General features: G+C 71.8%; 12 protein-coding genes, 1 tRNA gene and 6 pseudogenes. 14 read left to right on the forward strand and 5 right to left on the reverse strand.

Annotation, left to right across the window (positions count from 1 at the left end; genetic code table 11):
* The first annotated feature begins 91 nt into the window (after nucleotides 1-91).
* The 5 genes and pseudogenes from WKH84_RS04045 (at nucleotide 92) to WKH84_RS04065 (ending at nucleotide 6,726) form a co-directional block, all read left to right on the forward strand.
* Nucleotides 92-914 (forward strand): annotated as a pseudogene (locus WKH84_RS04045) (response regulator transcription factor).
* Between the two features lie 70 nt (nucleotides 915-984).
* On the forward strand, nucleotides 985-1,446 hold the full coding sequence (locus WKH84_RS04050) for a HAMP domain-containing protein (RefSeq protein WP_341855689.1): 462 nt from the start codon (nucleotides 985-987) through the stop codon (nucleotides 1,444-1,446).
* Complete coding sequence (locus WKH84_RS04055) at nucleotides 1,386-2,018, forward strand: ATP-binding protein (protein ID WP_341856769.1); 633 nt, start codon at nucleotides 1,386-1,388, stop codon at nucleotides 2,016-2,018. The genes WKH84_RS04050 and WKH84_RS04055 overlap by 61 nt, the downstream gene beginning before the upstream one ends.
* 123 nt (nucleotides 2,019-2,141) lie before the next feature.
* Nucleotides 2,142-5,995 (forward strand): annotated as a pseudogene (locus tag WKH84_RS04060) (multifunctional oxoglutarate decarboxylase/oxoglutarate dehydrogenase thiamine pyrophosphate-binding subunit/dihydrolipoyllysine-residue succinyltransferase subunit).
* A gap of 86 nt (nucleotides 5,996-6,081) precedes the next feature.
* Nucleotides 6,082-6,726: a GDSL-type esterase/lipase family protein gene (locus WKH84_RS04065; protein WP_341855690.1), complete on the forward strand. Its 645-nt coding sequence runs from the start codon at nucleotides 6,082-6,084 to the stop codon at nucleotides 6,724-6,726.
* Between the two features lie 456 nt (nucleotides 6,727-7,182).
* On the opposite strand, the gene WKH84_RS04070 is transcribed toward WKH84_RS04065, so the two are convergent.
* Complete coding sequence (locus WKH84_RS04070) at nucleotides 7,183-7,497, reverse strand: zf-HC2 domain-containing protein (RefSeq protein WP_341855691.1); 315 nt, start codon at nucleotides 7,495-7,497, stop codon at nucleotides 7,183-7,185.
* Complete coding sequence (locus WKH84_RS04075; RefSeq protein ID WP_341856770.1) at nucleotides 7,494-8,180, reverse strand: sigma-70 family RNA polymerase sigma factor; 687 nt, start codon at nucleotides 8,178-8,180, stop codon at nucleotides 7,494-7,496. Before WKH84_RS04075 ends, WKH84_RS04070 begins: the two co-directional genes overlap by 4 nt.
* Before the next feature lie 262 nt (nucleotides 8,181-8,442).
* Here WKH84_RS04075 and WKH84_RS04080 point away from each other — a divergent pair, with 262 nt between their 5' ends.
* From WKH84_RS04080 to WKH84_RS04120, 9 genes and pseudogenes are all read left to right on the forward strand, one after another.
* Entirely contained in the window at nucleotides 8,443-9,009 is a 567-nt protein-coding gene (locus WKH84_RS04080; RefSeq protein WP_341855692.1) for a hypothetical protein, read from the forward strand.
* Nucleotides 9,010-9,110: 101 nt separating this feature from the next.
* Nucleotides 9,111-9,608: pseudogene (locus WKH84_RS04085) on the forward strand (3-phosphoshikimate 1-carboxyvinyltransferase); the annotation flags it as partial.
* Entirely contained in the window at nucleotides 9,518-10,339 is an 822-nt protein-coding gene (locus WKH84_RS04090; protein ID WP_341855693.1) for a hypothetical protein, read from the forward strand. The pseudogene WKH84_RS04085 and the gene WKH84_RS04090, both read left to right, overlap by 91 nt.
* Before the next feature lie 88 nt (nucleotides 10,340-10,427).
* Nucleotides 10,428-11,498 (forward strand): annotated as a pseudogene (gene rsgA, locus WKH84_RS04095) (ribosome small subunit-dependent GTPase A).
* Between the two features lie 51 nt (nucleotides 11,499-11,549).
* A complete protein-coding gene (gene hisN / locus WKH84_RS04100) occupies nucleotides 11,550-12,344 on the forward strand; it encodes a histidinol-phosphatase (RefSeq protein ID WP_341855694.1) in 795 nt (264 codons plus the stop codon).
* Between the two features lie 151 nt (nucleotides 12,345-12,495).
* A pseudogene (locus WKH84_RS04105) lies at nucleotides 12,496-13,715 on the forward strand (pyrophosphate--fructose-6-phosphate 1-phosphotransferase).
* 440 nt (nucleotides 13,716-14,155) lie between these two features.
* The gene (locus WKH84_RS04110; protein ID WP_341855695.1) at nucleotides 14,156-14,332 is read left to right on the forward strand and encodes a hypothetical protein; all 177 of its coding nucleotides are present in this window, start codon (nucleotides 14,156-14,158) and stop codon (nucleotides 14,330-14,332) included.
* Between the two features lie 4 nt (nucleotides 14,333-14,336).
* Nucleotides 14,337-14,615 (forward strand): hypothetical protein, encoded by a 279-nt coding sequence (locus WKH84_RS04115; protein ID WP_341855696.1) that lies wholly within the window; start codon nucleotides 14,337-14,339, stop codon nucleotides 14,613-14,615.
* A gap of 439 nt (nucleotides 14,616-15,054) precedes the next feature.
* Complete coding sequence (locus tag WKH84_RS04120; protein WP_341855697.1) at nucleotides 15,055-15,969, forward strand: hypothetical protein; 915 nt, start codon at nucleotides 15,055-15,057, stop codon at nucleotides 15,967-15,969.
* Nucleotides 15,970-15,994: 25 nt separating this feature from the next.
* Here WKH84_RS04120 and WKH84_RS04125 read toward each other — a convergent pair whose 3' ends face one another.
* The 3 genes and pseudogenes from WKH84_RS04125 to WKH84_RS04135 all read right to left on the reverse strand — a co-directional run bounded on the left by WKH84_RS04125 (nucleotide 15,995) and on the right by WKH84_RS04135 (nucleotide 19,672).
* Nucleotides 15,995-16,219 (reverse strand): hypothetical protein, encoded by a 225-nt coding sequence (locus WKH84_RS04125; RefSeq protein WP_341855698.1) that lies wholly within the window; start codon nucleotides 16,217-16,219, stop codon nucleotides 15,995-15,997.
* 4 nt (nucleotides 16,220-16,223) lie between these two features.
* A tRNA-Met gene (locus tag WKH84_RS04130) sits at nucleotides 16,224-16,297 on the reverse strand.
* 277 nt (nucleotides 16,298-16,574) lie between these two features.
* Nucleotides 16,575-19,672 (reverse strand): annotated as a pseudogene (locus WKH84_RS04135) (UPF0182 family protein).
* Nucleotides 19,673-19,719 lie beyond the last annotated feature (47 nt).

Raw genomic sequence — 19,719 nt, forward strand, 5'->3', positions numbered from 1 at the left:
TCCGGCAGGCGCCGTGGGAGTTCTGTGCAGGAGTCGTGGGGCGCCCTCCGCCTCCGTGTTCGTCCGGGGGACGCCGTCTAGAGTGACCCCCATGTCGATCCCGGACCGCGACTCAGCCGCCGACCCCTCGCCCGTGCGCGTGGTGGTGATCGAGGACGAGCCCACGATCACCCGCGCGATCGCCGATCGGCTCACCGCGGAGGGCTGGGAGGTCTCCACCGCCCTCGACGGCCCCTCCGGCGTGCGCACCGTCGCCGAGGTGCGCCCGGACCTCGTGGTGCTCGACGTGATGCTCCCCGGCTTCGACGGGCTCGAGGTGTGTCGACGCATCCAGGCCGACGAGCCGGTCCCGGTGCTCATGCTCACCGCGCGCGACGACGAGACCGACATGCTCGTCGGCCTCGGCGTCGGCGCCGACGACTACATGACCAAGCCCTTCTCCATCCGCGAGCTCGTCGCCCGGCTGAAGGCGCTCGCTGCGCCGGGTGCGCCGCGCGGGCCCGCCCGCACCGGGCGAGACGGAGAAGCAGGAGGCGCCGCAGTTCGGCGACCTCGTGATCGACCGCGCCGGCCGACGGGTGATGCGCGCCGGGGTGCCCGCCCATCTCACGCCCACCGAGTTCGACCTGCTGCTGTGCCTGGCCCACGCGCCCGGCACCGTGCTCACCCGCGAGCGACTGCTCGCCGACGTGTGGGACTGGGTCGACGCGACCGGCACCCGCACCGTCGACTCCCACGTCAAGGCGGCGCGCCGCAAGCTCGGCGCGGATCTCGTGCGCACCGTGCACGGCGTCGGCTACGCGCTCGAGATCCCGGAGGATCCCGAGCAGGACGCCCCGGCCGCCGGCTCCGAGGGCGCCGTGACGGACCTGCACTCGATGCCCACCCCGCACGAGCCGACCTCGGACTCGTGAGCGGGCCCCGCCCCGGAGGCGTGGAGGCCGCCGCGCGCACGCCCGCCGCCGGGTCCCCGAGCGGCTCGACGTGCGCCCGCTGGACCGCTTCCGCTCCTTCAAGGTCAAGCTCGGGATCCTGGTGGGCGTGAGCGTGACCGTCGCGGCGTCGCTGACGCAGGTGAGCATCCGCGCCGGGATCGAGCCTCTGCTGTCCCTGCCGCTGGTCGTGATCGCCGCGCTGGTCTCCACCCAGCCGCTCGCCCGGGGCATGACCTCCCCTCTGCGGCAGATGACCGCGGCCGCCCAGGCGATGGCGCGCGGGGACTACAGCGGACCGGTGCGCGCCACGAGCCGCGACGAGGTGGGGCGACTGGCCGAGGCCTTCTCCGTCATGGCCGCCGAGCTCGAGCAGACCGACCGCACCCGCCGGGACCTCGTCGCGAACGTCTCCCACGAGCGCGCACGCCCGTCGCGGGCCTGCGCGCCCAGCTGGAGAACCTCGTCGACGGCGTCACCGAGCCGGATCCTGCCGCGCTCGAGGTGGCCCTGACCGAGACCGAGCGGCTCTCCCAGCTCGTCGACCACCTGCTGGACCTCTCCCGGCTGGACGCCGGGGTGATCCATCTCGACCTCGAGGGGGTCGAGCTGACCCCCTTCCTCCACGAGGTCGTGGACGCCGCCGCCCTCGCCGCCGGCGGGCGAGACGTGCGCTGGATCGTCGACGTCGACCCGCCGGACCTCTCCGTCGCGGCCGACGCCGCCCGGCTCCACCAGGTGATCCACAACCTGCTGGAGAACGCCGCCCGCCACTCCCCCGCCGGCGGACGCATCCACATCCGTGCCTCCCGCACCGGGGAGGACGACGGCGTGCGGATCGACGTCGACGACGAGGGCCCCGGCATCGCGCGCGAGGACCGCGACCGGGTCTTCGAGCGCTTCCAGCGCGGCGGGGCCGCGGACTCCTCCGGCGGGACGGGCCTGGGGCTGGCCATCGCGCGCTGGGCGGTGGGCCTGCACGGAGGCACGATCGAGGTGCTGGACGACCCCCGCAGCACCGGAGCGCAGGAGGGTCGCTCCTCCCTGATCCGGGTCGTGATCCCCGATCACGGCCCGGTGGCGTGATGTCCCCCACCACCGGCGTCCCGTCTTGCGCGCGACCTGCGCCGCGGCGCGCACCGGAACCCGCGGGCCGTTACGCTGGGACCATCCGTATCTCTCGATTGTGAGAAGGCTGGCGATCTCAGAGTGTCACAGCAGACACAGGACTCCGATTCCGCGGAGTTCGGCCCCAATCAGTGGCTCGTGGACGCGCTCCGCGAGCAGTGGCGGGAGGACCCCTCGAGCGTCGACCCCAGCTGGGCGGAGCACTTCGCCTCCACCAGCTCGGCACGCACCGAGGCCCCCGACGCTCCCGGCCCGACCCCGCAGACCTCCGAGGCGGCGACGACGCCGCCCGTGGCGGCTCCTCCCTCGACCCCCGATGCGGCGCCCGCCCCCGACGACACCGCGGACGAGGCGTCCACGCCGGACGCCTCCACCCCCGCTCCGGCCCCGTCGCCGACGCCCGCTCCCTCCTCCCCGGCCGCCCCGTCGGCCGCCTCAACGCCCGCGAAGGAATCCCCCGCCGTGAACGACGCCACCTCGACGCCCGCCCCGAGGACACCCGCGGTCTCCACGACCTCCGACCGTCCGGCCAAGGTCCCCACGACCACCGCGCAGATCCCCGCGGTCGAGCCGCACGAGCCGGAGCCCACGAAGCCGCGCGCGGCCCGGCCGCCGCCGTGGTGCGGAACATGGACGAATCCCTGACCGTCCCGACCGCGACCTCTGTGCGCGACGTGCCGGTCAAGCTCCTGTTCGACAACCGCATCGTGATCAACAACCACCTCAAGCGCCACCGCGCGGGCAAGGTCTCCTTCACCCACCTGATCGGCTGGGCGATGGTCGAGGCGGTCACCGAGATCACCGACATGAACAACGGCTTCGACGTCGACGAGAAGGGCAAGCCGCTCCTGCTCAAGCGCCAGGACGTCAACTTCGGCCTCGCCATCGACATGCCCCGCCCCGACGGCTCCCGCGGCCTCGTGGTGCCGAACATCAAGGCGGCGCGGCGCTTCGACTTCCGCGGCTTCTGGAAGGCCTACGAGGAGGTCGTCAAGAAGGCCCGTGCCGGCAAGCTGACGATGGACGACTTCACCGGCACCACCGTCTCGCTGACCAACCCCGGCGGCATCGGCACCGTCCACTCGATCCCCCGCCTGATGAAGGGCCAGGGCGTCATCGTGGGCGTCGGCGCGATGGACTACCCCGCCCAGTTCCAGGGCGCGAGCCCGGCGACCCTCGCCGAGCTCGCCGTCTCGAAGGTCATGACGATGACCTCGACCTATGACCACCGCATCATCCAGGGCGCCGCCTCGGGCGAGTTCCTCAAGCGGATGGCGGACAAGCCGCTGGGCAAGGACGGCTTCTACGACCGCGTCTTCGCCTCGCTGCGCCTGCCCTACCAGCCCGTGCGCTGGGTGCCGGACAACCCCTTCCGCCTCACCACCTCGGAGCGCCTGGCCCGGGTGATGGACCTGATCCACTCCTTCCGCGTGCGCGGCCACCTCATGGCGGACACCGATCCGCTGCAGTACAAGGTGCGCAACCATCCGGACCTCGACGTGGAGACCTACGGCCTGACGCTGTGGGACCTCGACCGCACCTTCCCGACCCGCGGCGTGGGCGGCAAGGACCAGATGACGCCGCGGGACATCCTCGGCGTCTTTCGCGCGACGCGTACTGCCGCACCATCGGCGTGGAGTACATGCACATCTCCGACCCGGAGGAGCGCGCCTGGATCCAGCACAGGATGGAGACCCCCCGCGAGCCCTTCGACAAGGCAGAGCTGACCCACATCATGGACCGCCTCAACGCCGCCGAGGCGTTCGAGACCTTCCTGCAGACGAAGTTCGTCGGCCAGAAGCGGTTCTCCCTCGAGGGCGGGGAGGCCGTCATCCCGATGCTCGACACGGTGTCGCACGGCGCCGCCCACGAGGGTCTGGACGAGGTGGCCATCGGCATGTCGCACCGCGGGCGCCTGAACGTCCTCTCCAACCTCGCCGGCAAGAGCTACGGCCAGATCTTCCAGGAGTTCGAGGGCAACTACGGCGAGAAGCTCGGCTCCGGTGACGTGAAGTACCACCTGGGCACCGAGGGCACCTACACCTCCCACGACGGGAAGTCCACCAAGGTGTACCTCGCGGCCAACCCCTCGCACCTCGAGGCCGTCAACCCCGTCCTCGAGGGCATCGTCCGCGCCAAGCAGGACCGCCTCGAGCGCCCCGAGGAGTTCCCCGTCGCCGCCGGTGCTCCTCCACGGCGACGCGGCCTTCGCCGGCCAGGGCGTGGTCACGGAGACGCTGAACCTCTCCGAGTGCGCGGATACCGCACCGGCGGCACGATCCACGTGATCATCAACAACCAGATCGGCTTCACCACGGCGCCGGACTCCTCGCGCTCGTCCTTCTACTCCACGGACGTCGCGAAGTCGACCCAGTCGCCGATCTTCCACGTCAACGGCGACGATCCCGAGGCCTGCGTGCGGGTCGCCGAGATCGCCTTCGAGTACCGCCAGAAGTTCCACCGCGACGTGGTCATCGACATGGTCTGCTACCGCCGCCGCGGCCACAACGAGGGCGACGACCCCTCGATGACCCAGCCGGAGATGTACAAGCTCATCAACGAGAAGGCCTCCACCCGCAAGCAGTACATGGAGACCCTCGTCGAGCGCGGCGACCTCACCGAGGAGGAGACCGAGGGCCTGGTGCGCAACTTCCAGGAGCACCTCGACGAGGCCTTCGCCTCGACCCGTTCCGACGCCGCCTCCGCGAAGCCCGCGGAGGCCAACGTGCAGGGCCTGGACCTGCCGGAGGCGCGAAGAGGGCGGCGACGCGCCCGAACAGGCCGTCACCGCGGTCGACGCGTCGGTCGTGGCGCGGATCGGGCAGGCGCATGCGGAGGTCCCCGAGTCCTTCACCGTCCACCCCAAGCCGCGCCAGGTGCTCGAGCGCCGCACGCAGATGTCCTCGCGGGGCGGGATCGACTGGGCCTACGGCGAGTCGCTCGCTTTCGGCTCCCTGCTGATGCAGGGCCACCGGGTGCGCCTGGCCGGCCAGGACTCGCGCCGCGGCACCTTCGTGCGGCGTCACAGCGTGCTGATCGACCACGAGAGCGGCGACACCTGGACCCCGCTGTCCTATCTCAGTGACGACCAGGCACGCTTCAACGTCTACGACTCCTCGCTCTCGGAGTTCGCGGCGCTGGGCTTCGAGTACGGCTACTCCGTGGAGAGTCCGAACTCGCTGGTGCTGTGGGAGGCGCAGTTCGGCGACTTCGTCAACGGCGCCCAGACGATCATCGACGAGTTCATCTCCGCCTCCGAGCAGAAGTGGGGCCAGAACTCGAGCGTGGTCATGCTCGCCGCCGCACGGCTACGAGGGCCAGGGGCCGGACCACTCCTCCGCCCGCATCGAGCGCTTCCTGCAGCTGTGCGCGGAGGAGAACATGCGGGTCGCGGCGCCGTCCACCCCGGCGAGCTACTTCCACCTGCTGCGCAGGCAGGCGCTCACCGAGCCGCGCAAGCCGCTGATCGTCTTCACCCCGAAGTCGATCTTTGCGCAACAAGGCGGCCGTCAGCGCGGTCGAGGACTTCACCTCCGGCACCTTCGAGCCGGTCCTGCCGGACACGACCGTGGACCCGGCCGGCGTGCGCCGCGTCGCCGCTCGCCTCGGGCAAGGTGTACTGGGACCTCGTGGCGCGCCGCGAGAAGCTCGGGGCGACGGACACCGCGATCGTCCGCGTCGAGCGGCTCTACCCGCTGCCCGAGGCGCAGCTGCGCACCACGCTGGACGCCTACCCCGATGCTCCGCTGGTGTGGGTCCAGGAGGAGCCGCAGAACCAGGGTGCCTGGAGCTTCATGGCGATGAACTTCCCCGTCGAGGTGGGGCGCACCCTGCGGGTCGTGGCCCGTCCGGCCTCGGCCTCCCCGGCCACCGGCTCGACCGCCGTCCACAAGGCCGAGCAGGAGGATCTGCTCACCCGCGCCTTCGAGGCCTGAGCGACCCGCGGCGCGGGCCACGGGTTCGCCCGTGGCCCGCGCCGCCGTTAGAGTGAACCGACCCCGTCCCCTGCCAGGAGGTCCCGGTGCAGACCGTGCCCACTTCGCCCGTCCCGGATCCGGGCTCCCGGATCCGGATCATCGCGCTCGGCGACGAGCTCCTCGCCGGCATCGGCGACGCCCGAGCGCTGGGCTGGCTGGGCCGGGCCGTGGCCAGCGAGCAGGGTGCCGACTGCCGCATCGACGTGTTCTCCGCGGCGGCGCCGGGCGAGACCTCCGCGGAGCTGGCCGAGCGCTGGGACGCCGACGTCAAGCGTCGCTTCTCCGAGCAGGGCCGCGCCGACGGCTCCGTCGACCACCGGGTGGTGCTCGCGATGGGCCGCGCCGACGTCGAGGCCGGGATCTCCCTGGCCCGCTCGCGCCTGAACCTCGCCAAGATCCTCGACGGCCTCGAGCGTCTGCGGATCCCCGCCTTCGTGGTGGGCCCCGCCCCGAGCCGCGACCCGGCCACCACCGCAGGGGTGCGCGAGCTCTCCGGTGCCTTCGAGGACGTCTGCGCGCGGCGCCGCATCCCCTACGTCGACACCGTCGGCGGACTGGTGGGCCACGACCAGTGGGAGAGCGACCTCGCCCGCTCGGCCGGCGACCACCCCGGCCAGACCGGCTACGGCCTCATCGCCTGGCTGGTGCCGCACAGCGGCTTCGGATCCTGGCTCGGCACCTCCCGCTGACCCCGTCGGGTGGGTCGACTCAGCGGCAGGTTCGGACCGGTATCTCTGCTTGACACCGGTCCGAACCTGCCGCTCGGTCTCTTCGCGCGAGGAAGCGGCCGGCCGGCCCGGGGCGCGGGCGGGTGAGGTCCGACTCAGGTGCTGAGAGGGGCTCGGACGGGGCTCCGCGCAAAGCCTCCGATATGGCATGATCGACGGGTTCATTCCGGGTGAAGGAAGGAGAGCGTGATGAGCAAGCGAGGACGCAAGCGCAAGGCTCGCCGCAAGAACAGCGCGAATCGCGGCAAGCGGCCCAACAGCTGACCGCGCCGTCGCCGATGGCGACATGCCGAAGGGCTCCTCCCGATGGGAGGAGCCCTTCGCCATGCTCGGGGACGGAGCCGACGCCCCGCGGCTCAGCCCGGGGGCAGGGTGCGGCGGGTGGTCGTCGAACGGGTGACTCGCACCGTGGAGCCGTCAGCCCCGGTGGTCGTGCTCGTGCTGGTGGCGGTCACCGTGATGGTGCGGCACGTGTCGGCGATGCGGGCCCGCAGGTCGGAGGGGGCGCGGTCCGCGCAGCCTGCGGCGCACCAGCTCCTTCAGCCGGCGCAGGCGCTCCCACTCGTCGGCGCACTCGGGGCAGTCGTCGGTGTGGCGGCGCATCCGCTCGACGGTCTCGCGGGGGAGCTCGCCGTCGAGCGCCTCCTCGAGCCCGAAGCTCATGTCGCGCGTCGAGCCGGTCGCCGTCTCGCGCGTCGAGGTCTCGCGCATCGCGCGGTCGTCCTGGGTCATCGCTCCTCCTCCCGGTCCGCGGTGTCGGCTCCGGTGTCGTCGGCGGCGTCCCCCGCCGAGGGTCGCGCACGCAGGAAGCCCGTGCGCCGGGCATGATCGGTGAGCTTCTCGCGCAACTGGCGCCGCCCGCGATGGAGCCGGGACATGACCGTGCCGATCGGCGTGTCCATGATCTCGGCGATCTCCTTGTAGGCGAAGCCCTCGACGTCGGCGAGGTACACCGCCATGCGGTAGTCCTCTCGCAGCTCGGACAGTGCGTCCTTGACCGCGGAGTCCGGCAGGTGGTCCAGCGCCTCGGCCTCCGCCGAGCGCAGGCCCGTGCTCGAGTGGCTCGAGACCTCCGCGAGCCGCCAGTCCTCGACCGCGTCGGTCCAGGCCTCCTTGGGGCGGCGCTGCCGCTTGCGGTAGCTCGAGATGTAGCTGTTGGTCATGATGCGGTACAGCCACGCCCGCATGTTCGTGCCCGGGGTGAAGCGGTCCTGAGCGCGGAACGCCTTGACGAAGGTGTCCTGGACCAGGTCCTCGGCGTCGTGCGGGTTGCGGGTCATCCGCGCCGCGCCGCCGTAGAGGGAGTCCAGGTGCGAGAGCGCCTCGGTCTCGAAGTCGAAGTCCGCCGCGGGATCGGGTCGCTCCGCGGAGGGCAGGCCGGTCCCGTGGTCGGAGGTGGGCTGTGTCTGCGTCATCATCCCCAAACCTACGCCACCCGGGATCGCGGGGGCGCGCTCCAGCAGTCCGGTCGTCATGCGCCGCTCCCTCCCCGGCACCCGCCGGCGTGATCGACCGTCCCGTCGGGGCTCCGACGGGGGCGCGGAACCGTGTCCGCACCGTCCGGTGCAACGCGTTGGGCATGGGGGATGTTCCTCGGGCGGTAGTGTGGGTGGCGGTGATCTTCCCGACAGGGCTGATCACCGGACCGTCGACACCTGCTCAGAACGTGAGGACACCATGGCCCTGGTCCGCCGAATCGCACGACCGCTGCTCGCCGCCCCCTTCGTCTTCGAGGGCGTGCGCACCGCGCTCCGCCCCGAGCGCGAGATCGACGTCTACCCGCAGGCCTTCGACGCGGTCGACTCGGCGCTGTCCAAGAGCTCTGCGCCGAGCTTCGTCGACTCCCGCGCCGTGGTGCGCGCCGCCGGCGTCGTCGCCGCGGGCGCCGGCGTCCTCTACGCGACCAACCGCGCGCCCCGCGCCGCCGCCGCGGCCCTGCTCGTGACCACCTCCGTCGGCTGGGCCGGCCGGAAGAAGGTCTGGGAGTCGCGCGGCGAGGAGCTCGTCGCCGAGGTGCAGTCCATCCTCACCGACGCCGGCCTGCTGGGCGGCGTGCTCCTGGCCGTCGTCGACCACGACGGCCGCCCCTCACTCGGCTACCGGGCGAACAAGTTCGTCGAGCGCGACCAGAAGAAGGCCGCGCAGAAGCGGCGCGAGCTCGAGAAGAAGGCCGGGAAGGTGGAGAAGAAGGCCAAGGGCACCGTCTCCACCGCCCAGAAGCGACTCGCCGGCCAGCACGGCTGATCTCCGTGGGTTCCGAGGTGCTGTGGAACGCACCGGTCGCCGACCAGCCGGTCGACGCCCTGGTGCGGGTCCCCGGGTCGAAGTCCCTCACCGCACGCTGGATGTTGCTCGCCGCCGCGGCGAGCGAGCCGTCCACGCCGCGCGGCGCGCTCGTCTCCCGCGACACGCGGCTGATGCGCGATGCGCTCGAGCGGCTCGGCGCAGTGCTGGAGGTGCGCGACGGAGGCCGCACGTCTCCCCGATCCCGCCGGCCTGCGAGCACCCCGCCGAGCCGATCGAGATCCACACCGGCCTGGCCGGGACCGTGATGCGCTTCGTACCGCTCGCTGGCGGCGCCGCGCCACGGCGACGTGCGCTTCACCGGTGACGACGCCGCGCTCGTGCGGCCCATGGACGCGGTCGTGCAGGTCTCGCGCGGCCAGGGCGTCGAGGTGACCGAGCACGGCGAGCCGGGCCGGTCGCCGTTCACGGTGCACGGCCGGGGCACGCGCCCGGCGGCCGTGTCGAGGTGGACGCCTCGGACTCCAGCCAGTTCATCTCCAACGTCTTCGCTGGTCGCGGCGCGGGCGGAGACGGACCTCGAGCTCGTCCATGTCGGGAAGGAGCTCCCCTCCCTGCCCCACATCGACATGACCCTGGAGACGCGCGCCGCGCCGGGGTCGACGCCTCGCACGAGGTCGACGCCGAGGGCCGTCACTCCTGGAGAGTCGCGTGCGGCCCGATCCGTCCGCTCGAGGTCGTCGTCGAGCCGGACCTCTCCAACGCCGGGCCGTTCCTGGCGGCGGCGATGGTCACCGCCGGCACGATCGCGGTGGACGACTGGCCGGAGACCACCACCCAGCCCGGCGACGCGTACCGGGAGCCGCTGACGCAGATGGGCGCCGAGGTGTGGCGCGAGGACGAGGCGGTGGTGGTGCGCGGCACGGATGCGCCGCACGGCATCGAGGCGGACATGTCGGCCGTCGGCGAGCTCGTCCCCACCGTCGCGGCGCTGTCCGCGCTCGCGGACTCCCCGTCGCGGATCACCGGCGTCGCGCACCTGCGCGGGCACGAGACGGACCGCCTCAAGGCGCTGGCGACCGAGCTGACGAAGGTCGGCGCCCGCACCGCGGAGTCGCCCGACGGGCTCGTGATCACGCCGGGCCCGCCGCACGGCGCCGTCTTCGAGACCTACGAGGACCACCGCATGGCGACCGCCGGCGCGATCATCGGCCTGCGCGTCCCCGGCGTGCAGGTGGTCGACGTCGGCACCACGCAGAAGACCCTTCCCGACTTCGTGGGGATGTGGCTGTCGATGCTCCACCCCGAGCCGGCGGAGGACGACGCGTGAGCCTCGTGCCGCGAGGGTCGGGTGCGCCCCGGCACGGGTCGCCCTGGCACGGTGCGCCCGGGCCAGCGCGGGGCAAGGAGGGCACCTCGTGGTGAGGCGGTCCGTCCGCGACTTCGACGAGTCCGACGTGCGGGTGCGCCCGAACCGACGCGGCTCCCGCCCCCGGACGAAGGACCGTCCCAAGCACGAGGACGCGATCACGGCTCGCGTGGTGTCCGTGGACCGCGGCCGCTGGCGCACCGTCGTCGGCGAGGGCACCGAGGATCAGCGCGCGGTCACTGCGATGCGTGCCCGGGAGCTCGGCCGCTCCCCCGTTGTCCCCGGCGATCTCGTCGGCCTCGTCGGCGACACCTCGGGGCGCGAGGGGACGCTCGCCCGGATCGTGCGGATCCAGGAGCGCGGCTCCTTCCTGCGCCGCGCGCCGACGACGACGACTCGACCGAGCGGCCCCTGGTCGCGAACGTCGACGTGATGGTGATGGTGACGGCGCTGGCCGATCCCGAGCCGCGCGGCGGCATGATCGACCGCTGCCTGGTCGCCGCCTACGTCGCCGGCATCGACGCGCCGCTGGTGCTGACGAAGGCGGATCTGCGCGCCCCCGAGGAGTTCCTCGCCGCCTACGCTCCGCTCGGGCTCGAGCACGTGGTGACCCGGCGCGAGTCCCCCGCGGAGGCGGAGGATCCGGAGCACCCCGGCATCATCGGCCTCGAGCAGCCTGCGCGAGCGTCTCTCGGGTCGGATCAGCGTGCTGATCGGCCACTCCGGGGTGGGCAAGTCGACCCTGCTGAACGCCCTGGTCCCGGGCGCGGACCGCGCCACCGGCGTGGTCAACGACGTGACCGGGCGCGGCCGCCACACCTCCTCCTCGGCGCTCGCGATGCGGCTTCCCGGAGACGACGGCTGGGTGATCGACACCCCGGGCGTGCGCTCCTTCGGCCTGGGGCACGTGGACCCCGACGAGCCGCTGGACGCCTTCGACGACCTCGCCGATCTCGCCGAGCAGTGCCCGCGCGGATGCACCCACCTCGAGGACGCGCCCGACTGCGCCCTCGACGATCTCGTGGAGCGGGGCGAGGCGGGGACCGCCGGTCCCGCGCGCCTGGCCTCCTACCGGCGCCTGGCCGAAGCTCTGCGCCGCAACGACCCCTGGGACGTCTGAGCACCGCGTCGCTGCGGCCCGCCAGGGGCGCGGGACCCTATCGTGGACCCCATGTCCAGCCACTACGCCGATGACCTGCGCCTCGCCCATGTGCTCGCCGATGCCGTGGACCAGCTGACCACCTCCCGGTTCAAGGCGCAGGACCTCGAGGTCTCGACCAAGCCCGATCTCACCGAGGTCACCGATGCCGACAAGGCCGCCGAGCGGCTGGTGCGCGCCCAACTCTCCCGCTCCCGCTCGCGGGACCAGGTGATCGGCGAGGAGTTCGGCTCCACCGGCGCGTCCCCGCGCCAGTGGGTGATCGACCCGATCGACGGGACCAGCAACTTCGTGCGCGGCGTGCCCGTGTGGGGCACCCTCATCGGCCTGATCGAGGACGGCCGGCCCGTGGTCGGCCTGGTCTCCGCGCCGGCGCTGGGACGCCGCTGGTGGGGCGGCGAGGGTGCCGGCGCCTGGACCGGCTCCCGGCTCAGCAGCGCGACGCGGTCGCAGGTCTCCTCCGTGAGCACGCTCGAGGAGGCCTCCCTGTCCTACTCCTCGTTGCACGGCTGGGCGGACCACGAGCCGCTGCCCGAGATGCTGAACCTCATGCGGCGCTTCTGGCGCACCCGCGCCTACGGCGACTTCTGGTCCTACATGCTCGTGGCCGAGGGCGCCGTCGACGTCGCCTGCGAGCCCGAGCTGAAGGCGCACGACATGGCCGCGCTGGTCCCGATCGTCACCGAGGCCGGCGGCCGCTTCACCTCGCTGGACGGGGAGCCGGGACCGTTCGGCGGCAATGCGGTGGCGACGAACTCGCTGCTGCACGAGGAGGTCCTCGAGGCGCTCGCGCCCCGGGAGCGCTGATCCCCGTCCCGCCGCCCGGCGCTCCGCTGTCCACCGGGACCCGCGCGGCGTCATCCGGACCGGGCGCTCGGTACGATGGCGGGACCCAGCGTCGCGGGATCGACCCTGTCCTCCCGTGCGCCCGTTTTCGTACTCTCGGAGGTTCCGCCCTATGACCGTCAAGCGCGTCGCACTGCTCACCGCCGGGGGCTACGCCCCGTGCCTCTCCTCCGCCGTCGGCGGACTGATCGAGCGCTATACCGAGCTGTTGCCGGACGTGGAGATCATCGCCTACAAGCACGGCTACTGGGGCCTGCTCTCCGGGGAGAAGATCGTGGTCGACGACGAGGTGCGCGCGAAGGCGGGCATCCTCCACAACTACGGCGGCTCCCCCATCGGCAACTCCCGCGTGAAGCTCACCAACACGAAGGACCTCGTCAAGCGCGGCCTGATCCAGGAGGGCGAGAACGCCCTCGAGGTCGCCGCGAACAAGCTCAAGGACGACGGTGTGGACGTGCGCACACCATCGGCGGCGACGACACCAACACCACCGCCGCGGACCTCGCCGCCTACCTGCACGAGCACGGCCACGAGATGCAGGTCGTCGGTCTCCCGAAGACCATCGACAACGACATCGTCCCGATCCGCCAGTCGCTCGGCGCGAAGTCCGCCGCGGAGCAGACCAGCATCTTCGCGCAGAACATCATCGCCGAGCACGGCTCGAACCCGAGGATGCTGATCGTCCACGAGATCATGGGCCGCGCCTGCGGGTATCTCACCGCGCAGGCGGCGGAGTACTACCAGCAGTGGCACTCCCAGCAGGAGTGGGCGCCCGGCATCGGCCACTCCGCCGACCGCTGGGACGTGCACGCCGTGTTCCTGCCCGAGCTCAAGCTCGACATCGAGGCCGAGGCCGACCGTCTGCGCAAGGTCATGGACGAGACCGGTCGCGTGAACATCTTCCTCTCCGAGGGCGCGGGCATCCCCGAGATCGTCGCCGAGATGCAGGCGCGCGGCGAGGAGCCGGAGAAGGACCCCTTCGGCCACGTCAAGATCGACACGATCAACCCCGGCCAGTGGTTCGGGAAGCAGTTCGCCGAGAAGCTCGGCGCGGAGAAGGTCATGGTCCAGAAGTCGGGCTACTTCTCCCGCTCCGCGAAGGCGAACCCCGAGGACATCCGCCTGATCAAGTCGATGACGGACTACGCCGTGCAGGTCGCCCTCGAGGGCGGCTCGGGCCTCATCGGCCACGACGAGGAGCGCGGCGACGTCTTGCGCGCGGTCGAGTTCGACCGCGTCGCCGGCCACAAGGCATTCGACATCTCCCAGCCCTGGTTCGCCGAGGTCATGGAGCGCACCGGGCAGAAGATCGTCCCGGCCGAGGCGCACTGAGCCGTCGATGACCGACGGGCGGAGGATTTCGTGAGCACTCCCCGCCCGCGCGTGCGCACCTGGCGCCGCACCCTGCGCGCGCTCGCCCTGGAGGGGCGGGCGCGCGCGGCGCGTCACGGCGCCGACGAGCGTGCCCGGAACCTCGCTCGGCCAGGCATTCCGGGCGGCGACACCGGCGTGGCGGCCCACGCGATCTCCGGCGCAGACGGCGTCCTGCACCTCTCCCCCTGCCCGCACGCCACGGCGCTCGCCCTGGACCGCGGCCCGCTCGCCCCTCCGGTGCCGCTGCGCCCTCGGCAGGGACGACTCGGCGACTGCTGGCTGATGGCGCCGATGCTCGCCCTCCACGAGACCGCGCCCGAGCGGTCGCGGGCACTGATCGGCGAGGAGAGGGACGGGATCGTGAGCGTCCGCCTCCCGGGCCTGGAGGAGCGGCGCGGGTGGACCGTCGCTTCCCCGTCGATGCGCGCGGGGTGTTCCAGTACGGCAGGCGGGACGGCGCGAACCCCGGCTGGGTGGGCGTGCTCGAGAAGGCGATCGCCGGTCACATCGCCGGGGACTACGCCTTCCTGCGGCGGGGCCTGGCCCGCTACGGCTTCGCGCTCGCTGCTGGGTGAGCGGGTGCGCACGAACCTGCGCCTGCCTGATGCGGGGCAGGTCCTCGCCTGGCTGGCCGAGGGGCGCGCGCTCTGCGCCTCCACGCATCCGCTGAGCCCGCGGGTGCCGTCGGCGGCCGGTCCCCTGCCGCCGAACCATGTCTTCGCCGTCGTGGGCGCCGACGCGACGAGCGGACATCTGCATCTGCGGAACCCGGTGCGGCCGGCGGAGCTTCTCGTGCTCGATGCGCGCTCGTTCCGGCGCGGGTTCCTGTCCGTCGACGTCACCGCACCGTTGCGGTGACGGGGCGGGCCGTCCGCTCCTGATGATGGGCTCCGCGGTGATCGAGGTCGACGAGGGCGTACCCCTGCACGTCGTGCAGTGCCAGGAGTCGTTCTCGCCACCGACGCCGTGCACACTGCCCGCTCCGCGGTCGCGCCGTGGGATGGCAGACCCGATGCCACCCTCGATCCCCGCGAGCAGCGGGCGGAGCGTGTCCCGGACAGGCCGGCCCCACCGGCCGGTCGACGACTCGGCGCACCCTCCGGCTGTGACGTAGCCTGCAAGGATCCGAGGCCATGGAAGGAGATCATATGGGCGCCAGTCCGACGTCCGGGGTGAACGTCTTGCTGGTGGCCGACCCGGGCCTACCCACGGCCCGAGCGCGATCGATCCAGGATGACCTGCAGGAGCCGCTCGACGAGGCGTTCAGCCCCCGATCACTCTCAACGTCCAGACCGCGATGCTCCGTCTGCGGCCCGACAACTCCCTCGATCTCTCCGACGCCGTCGAGCTGGCACGCGAGTACGGATCACCGGAGGCTGTGCTGCTGCTCACCGAGATCCCGCGACTGGAGGATGGCCATCCCTTGATCGCAGAGATCTTCCCCGACGAGAAGATCGCCGTCGTCTCGTGCCCCACGCTCGGAGCGTTCTTCAGCCGCCGCCGCATCCTCGACACTCTGATGGCGTGCACCGTGCGGCTGAAGCCGACCAGCGAGCCCCGGGACGCCTCGAGGTTCGACCGGTCCTGGCTCCGCTGGGCCCAGAGCCCGGACGGCAACGACCATTCGACACTCAGGGCACGCCGGTTCACCGGCGGTCTCCGCACCGTCCTCGGGATGGTCGCCGGCAACGAGCCCGTGAAGACGGCGCCGCGCCTCTCGAGCGCCCTCGCAGCGGCGGCGGCCACCGGCGCATTCGGCATCTTCTACAACTCGATCTGGGTCATGTCCACCTACCTGTCGACGCCGCGGCTCATCGGCGTCGGGCTCCTCGCGATCGCGGCGATGACGGCATGGCTCATCGCCAGCAACGGGCTCTGGGATTCGCCGGAGCGGGAGAATCTCGCACGGGTGGTCCTGCTCTACAACCTCTCCACGGTGGTCACTCTGGTGCTGTGCGTCTTCGTGCTCTATGCGGCGCTGGTCCTGCTCATTCTCGCCGGAGGCCTGATCGTCATCGCTCCCGAGTACATGGAGGACGTGACCGGGCGACCTCCCGTCTTCACCCGTTACCTCGACATCGCGTGGCTCAGCGCCGCCATGGGCGTCGTGGCCGGCGCGCTCGGCTCGAGCTTTGACCAGCGCACCGACCTCAAGACGCTCACCCATGGGCAGAGGGAGCGCCAGCGGAAGTACACCGAGGAGGGCTCGTGATCGTCGGCGGTGGGTCCTTCAGCCGCTAGCAGGTGCTGGGCAGGATGCCGGCGCTGGCGGGGAGGTTCTTCTCGCCGGTGAGCGGGGAAGCGTCGTCCTGGGTCAGGTCGAGGCCTGCCTGGTGGAGGCGGCTTCGGCCGAGGTCGAGGTGCTCGGCCGCACCGACAGGATCGCTGACGAGCCCCCGGCGCTGAACACGGCAGAACACGAAGGCCCCCGATCCGCATTTCTGCTGATCGAGGGCCTTCACTTCGTAGCGGGGGCAGGATTTGAACCTACGACCTCCGGGTTATGAGCCCGGCGAGCTACCGAACTGCTCCACCCCGCGGCGACATCACTAACTCTAGGACGCCCCGTCCCCCGAGTCCAGCCGAATGCCCTCCGACGTGGGCCATGCCACGTTCACGGGCAATTCACCAACGCTCTCGTGCCTGGAAGGCCCCGCTGCGACTCTCGCGGCCCGCCTCGCGCACCACGTCCGCGGCCGCCGCCGCGCGGCTCCGCGCCCCTCCGACGACGAGGACGCCCGCCGCGCACCGGCCTCAGCCGGCGCCGCGACGGGCGTCCTCGGATCCGGGATGCTCCCGGCGGTCGAAGGCGGAGGGTCAGCCCTCCCCGCCGCCGTCGGAAGCCGCCGGCGTCCCGGACCCGCCGAGCTCCTGGTTGGCCTGGACAGCCCGGTTCAGCGCATCGGCCAGACGGTCCTGCGCATCGCCGTAGGCGGCCCAGTCCCCCTCGGCCATCGCCTTCTCGGAGTCGGCGACCGCGGTGTCCATGTCGGTCAGCGCCTGATCGAGGCGTCGCTGGGGGTGCCGTCGGCGGCGGGAGCCTGCTCGCTCACCGTCGGCGGGCGGCTCCTCTCCCTCGGCGGGGGCCTCCCCGTCTCCCTCCTCGACGGTGCCCTCGCCGGTCTCGGCGTCGGCCGTGCCGCTGGGGGCATCGGAGTCGGAGACCTCCGCATCGCCGGCGGAGGCGCCCGAGTCGCCGCCGAAGACGAGGTCGAGCGCCTCGTCCAGCGTCGGCGCGAAGCCGATCCGGTCGCCGAAGGAGACCAGCACCATCTGCAGCAGCGGGTACTGGGTGCCGCCGCCGGTCTGCGAGGACTGCAGATAGACGGGCCGCACGTACAGCAGTCCGCCGCCGACGGGCAGGGTGAGCAGGTTGCCGTTGATGACCTCGGAGGCGCCCTGCTGCAGCAGGTTCAGCGCCTGGGACACGTTCGGCTCGGCGTTGAAGGTCGCCTGGACCTGTCCGGGACCGTTGACCGGGTTGGAGGTCGGCGGCCGCAGCAGCGTCATGTCGCCGTAGCTGTCCGCCGGGTTCCCCTCGGTGCCGCCCGTCTCCGAGTCGACCGCGAGGAAGCCGGTGAGCACGTTCTGCCCCTCGGAGGGGATGAAGCTCGAGGAGAGGGTGAAGCGGGGCCGCTCCTCGTCCGGCATCTGCATGGTGAGGTACATCGGCGGTCGCGGGGCCTGCTGGCCGGCGCCGCCGTCGGGGTTGGTGGGGGCCGGGACCGTCGGGTCCGGCGGCACCTGCCAGAAGTCCTGCTGGGTGAAGAAGTCGTCCGCGTCGGTGACGTGGTACGTGGAGAGGATCTGGCGGCGCGCCTTGAAGTAGTCCGCCGGGTAGCGCAAGTGCGACATCAGCTCGCCGCTGATCTCCGAGGCGGGCTGGAGGGCGTCCGGGAACACCTCGGACCAGGACTTCAGGATCGGGTCCTCGGTGTCCCAGGTGTACAGCGTCACCGAGCCGTCGAAGGCGTTCACGGTCGCCTTCACGGAGTTGCGCATGTAGTTCGCCGAGCGCTCGCGGTTGCTCGCGGTGGCATTGGGATCGGTCTGGGAGTCGTCGACCGTCGCGTCGAGGTCGACCGACTGCGCGTAGGGGTACTCGGCCGTGGTGGTGTACCCGTCGACCACCCACACCATCTGGTCGTCCACGACGGCGGGGTACATCTGCGAGTCCAGCGACAGGAACGGCGCGACCTCGCGGACACGCCGCTGCGGGTCGCGGTCGTAGAGGATCTGCGACTCCTCGTTGAGGTAGTTCGAGATCACGATGTTCGGGTCGCGGAACTTGATCGCGTACAGCGCCTGGTTGAAGAAGGCGCCGACGGCGGGCCCGCCGTCGCCCTGGAAGGTGTTGTAGACCTGCTCGCCGCCCTGCTCGTCGTCCGTCTTCGCCCTGCTGGTAGTCGAACTCCTGGGGGTCGGCACCCTCGGGCGCTCCGACGATCGAGTAGTCCGGGGAGTGACGGCCGAAGTAGACCCGCTCCTCGTACGCGCCGAGTGCGCCCTCGCCGGGCACGCCCGACTGCAGGAAGCTCGGCTCGCCGTCGGAGTTGCGACGGTTGCCGTGCGCGGCGGCGGCGCCGTAGCCGTGGGTATAGGTGATGTGCTGGTCCACCCAGGAGCGGTCCGAGAGGCCGAACTTGTCCGGCCGCAGCTCGCGCACGCCGATCACGGTGTCCTGCGGCTGGCCGTCGATCTCGTAGCGGTCCACGCTCAGGACGTCGTCGAAGCCCCAGTAGCGACGGTTGGCCTCCTCGCGCCGCTCGAAGGTGGGCGAGATGACGTTGGGGTCCATCAGACGGATCTGCGCCGTGGTCGAGGCGTCCTCGCGCAGGGCACCCGAGGTCGCGTCCGTGCTGGCCGTGTAGGGCACCTCGGTGACGTCGTCGAGGTTGAACGCGGTGCGGGTCGCGTCGATGTTGTTCTGGATGTAGGGTCGCTCGAGCGCGCGCTCGTTGGGCTGGACCTGGAACTGCTGGATGGCCCAGGGGTAGAGGTTGCCCACGGCGAGGGTGGACAGGATCATCAGCCCGGCGCCGATCGCGGGGATGCGCCAGTCGGAGCGGAAGATCCACACCACGAACAGGGCGGCGACCACGACCGCGGCGATCGCGAGGATCGTCTGCGCGGGCAGGATCGCGTGGACGTCCGCGTAGGAGGCGCCCTCGAAGCGGGTGTGGGAGGCGGTGAGCAGGTCGTAGCGCTGGAACCAGTGCCCCGCCCCGAGGAAGAGCACGTAGATCGCGGCGAGCACGCCGAGGTGGCGACGCGCGGTGCGCGTCACCTCGAGCCCGCTCTCCTGACCCCAGCTCACGCCGCCGTAGACGAAGTGGCCGATCAGGGCGCCGACGATCGAGACGAGCGGCGACGAACTGCCCGAAGGAGACCAGCACGTCGATCACCGGCAGAGTGAAGACGTAGAAGGAGATGTCGTTGTCGAAGACCGGGTCGGTCTGCCCGAAGTCCTGCGGGTGCAGGAACAGGCGCACGTCCTGCCAGCGGCGGGACAGCGCGAGCCCGCCGAAGGCGCCGATCACGATCGGCGCGCCGTAGGTCAGGCCGCGGCGCAGCGGGTCCACCGCGGCGCGGAACTGCTCCAGCGCCTCCTGCTCCCGTGTGATCGGCGGGTAGACGGGGCGCTTGGTGTAGGCGATGCGGAGGCTGAGGAACAGCGGCACGGCGAACACCACGAAGCCGGCGGCGAACAGCGGCGCCTGGGTGATCCACCGCGTGACGAGCACGTCGGTGAACTGGAGCTGGTCCATCCACAGGTACTTCGTCCACACCTCCGAGGCGAGGACGAGGAGCGCGATGAGCACGCCGAGCGCGATCACCGTGATCATCAGCGGGGAGATCCTCCGGGGCTCGCCGGAGCCTCCATCGGGGGCCGGTCGTGGGCGCGGCCGCGGCATGTCGCCGAACTGGGCGGAGAAACTCACAGATAACCTCTGGTGCCTCG

It is taken from the genome of Brachybacterium sp. GPGPB12, from assembly GCF_038396325.1.
Classification (GTDB): domain Bacteria; phylum Actinomycetota; class Actinomycetes; order Actinomycetales; family Dermabacteraceae; genus Brachybacterium; species Brachybacterium conglomeratum.

Bases quoted from the DNA above. Each gene is read 5' to 3' on its own strand.
- WKH84_RS04075 (WP_341856770.1), bottom strand. From the start codon at position 8,180: ATGACGCAGACACAGCCCACCTCCGACCACGGGACCGGCCTGCCCTCC.
- WKH84_RS04120 (WP_341855697.1), top strand. From the start codon at position 15,055: ATGCTCCGTCTGCGGCCCGACAACTCCCTCGATCTCTCCGACGCCGTC.
- WKH84_RS04070 (WP_341855691.1), bottom strand. From the start codon at position 7,497: ATGACCCAGGACGACCGCGCGATGCGCGAGACCTCGACGCGCGAGACG.
- WKH84_RS04080 (WP_341855692.1), top strand. From the start codon at position 8,443: ATGGCCCTGGTCCGCCGAATCGCACGACCGCTGCTCGCCGCCCCCTTC.
- hisN (WP_341855694.1), top strand. From the start codon at position 11,550: ATGTCCAGCCACTACGCCGATGACCTGCGCCTCGCCCATGTGCTCGCC.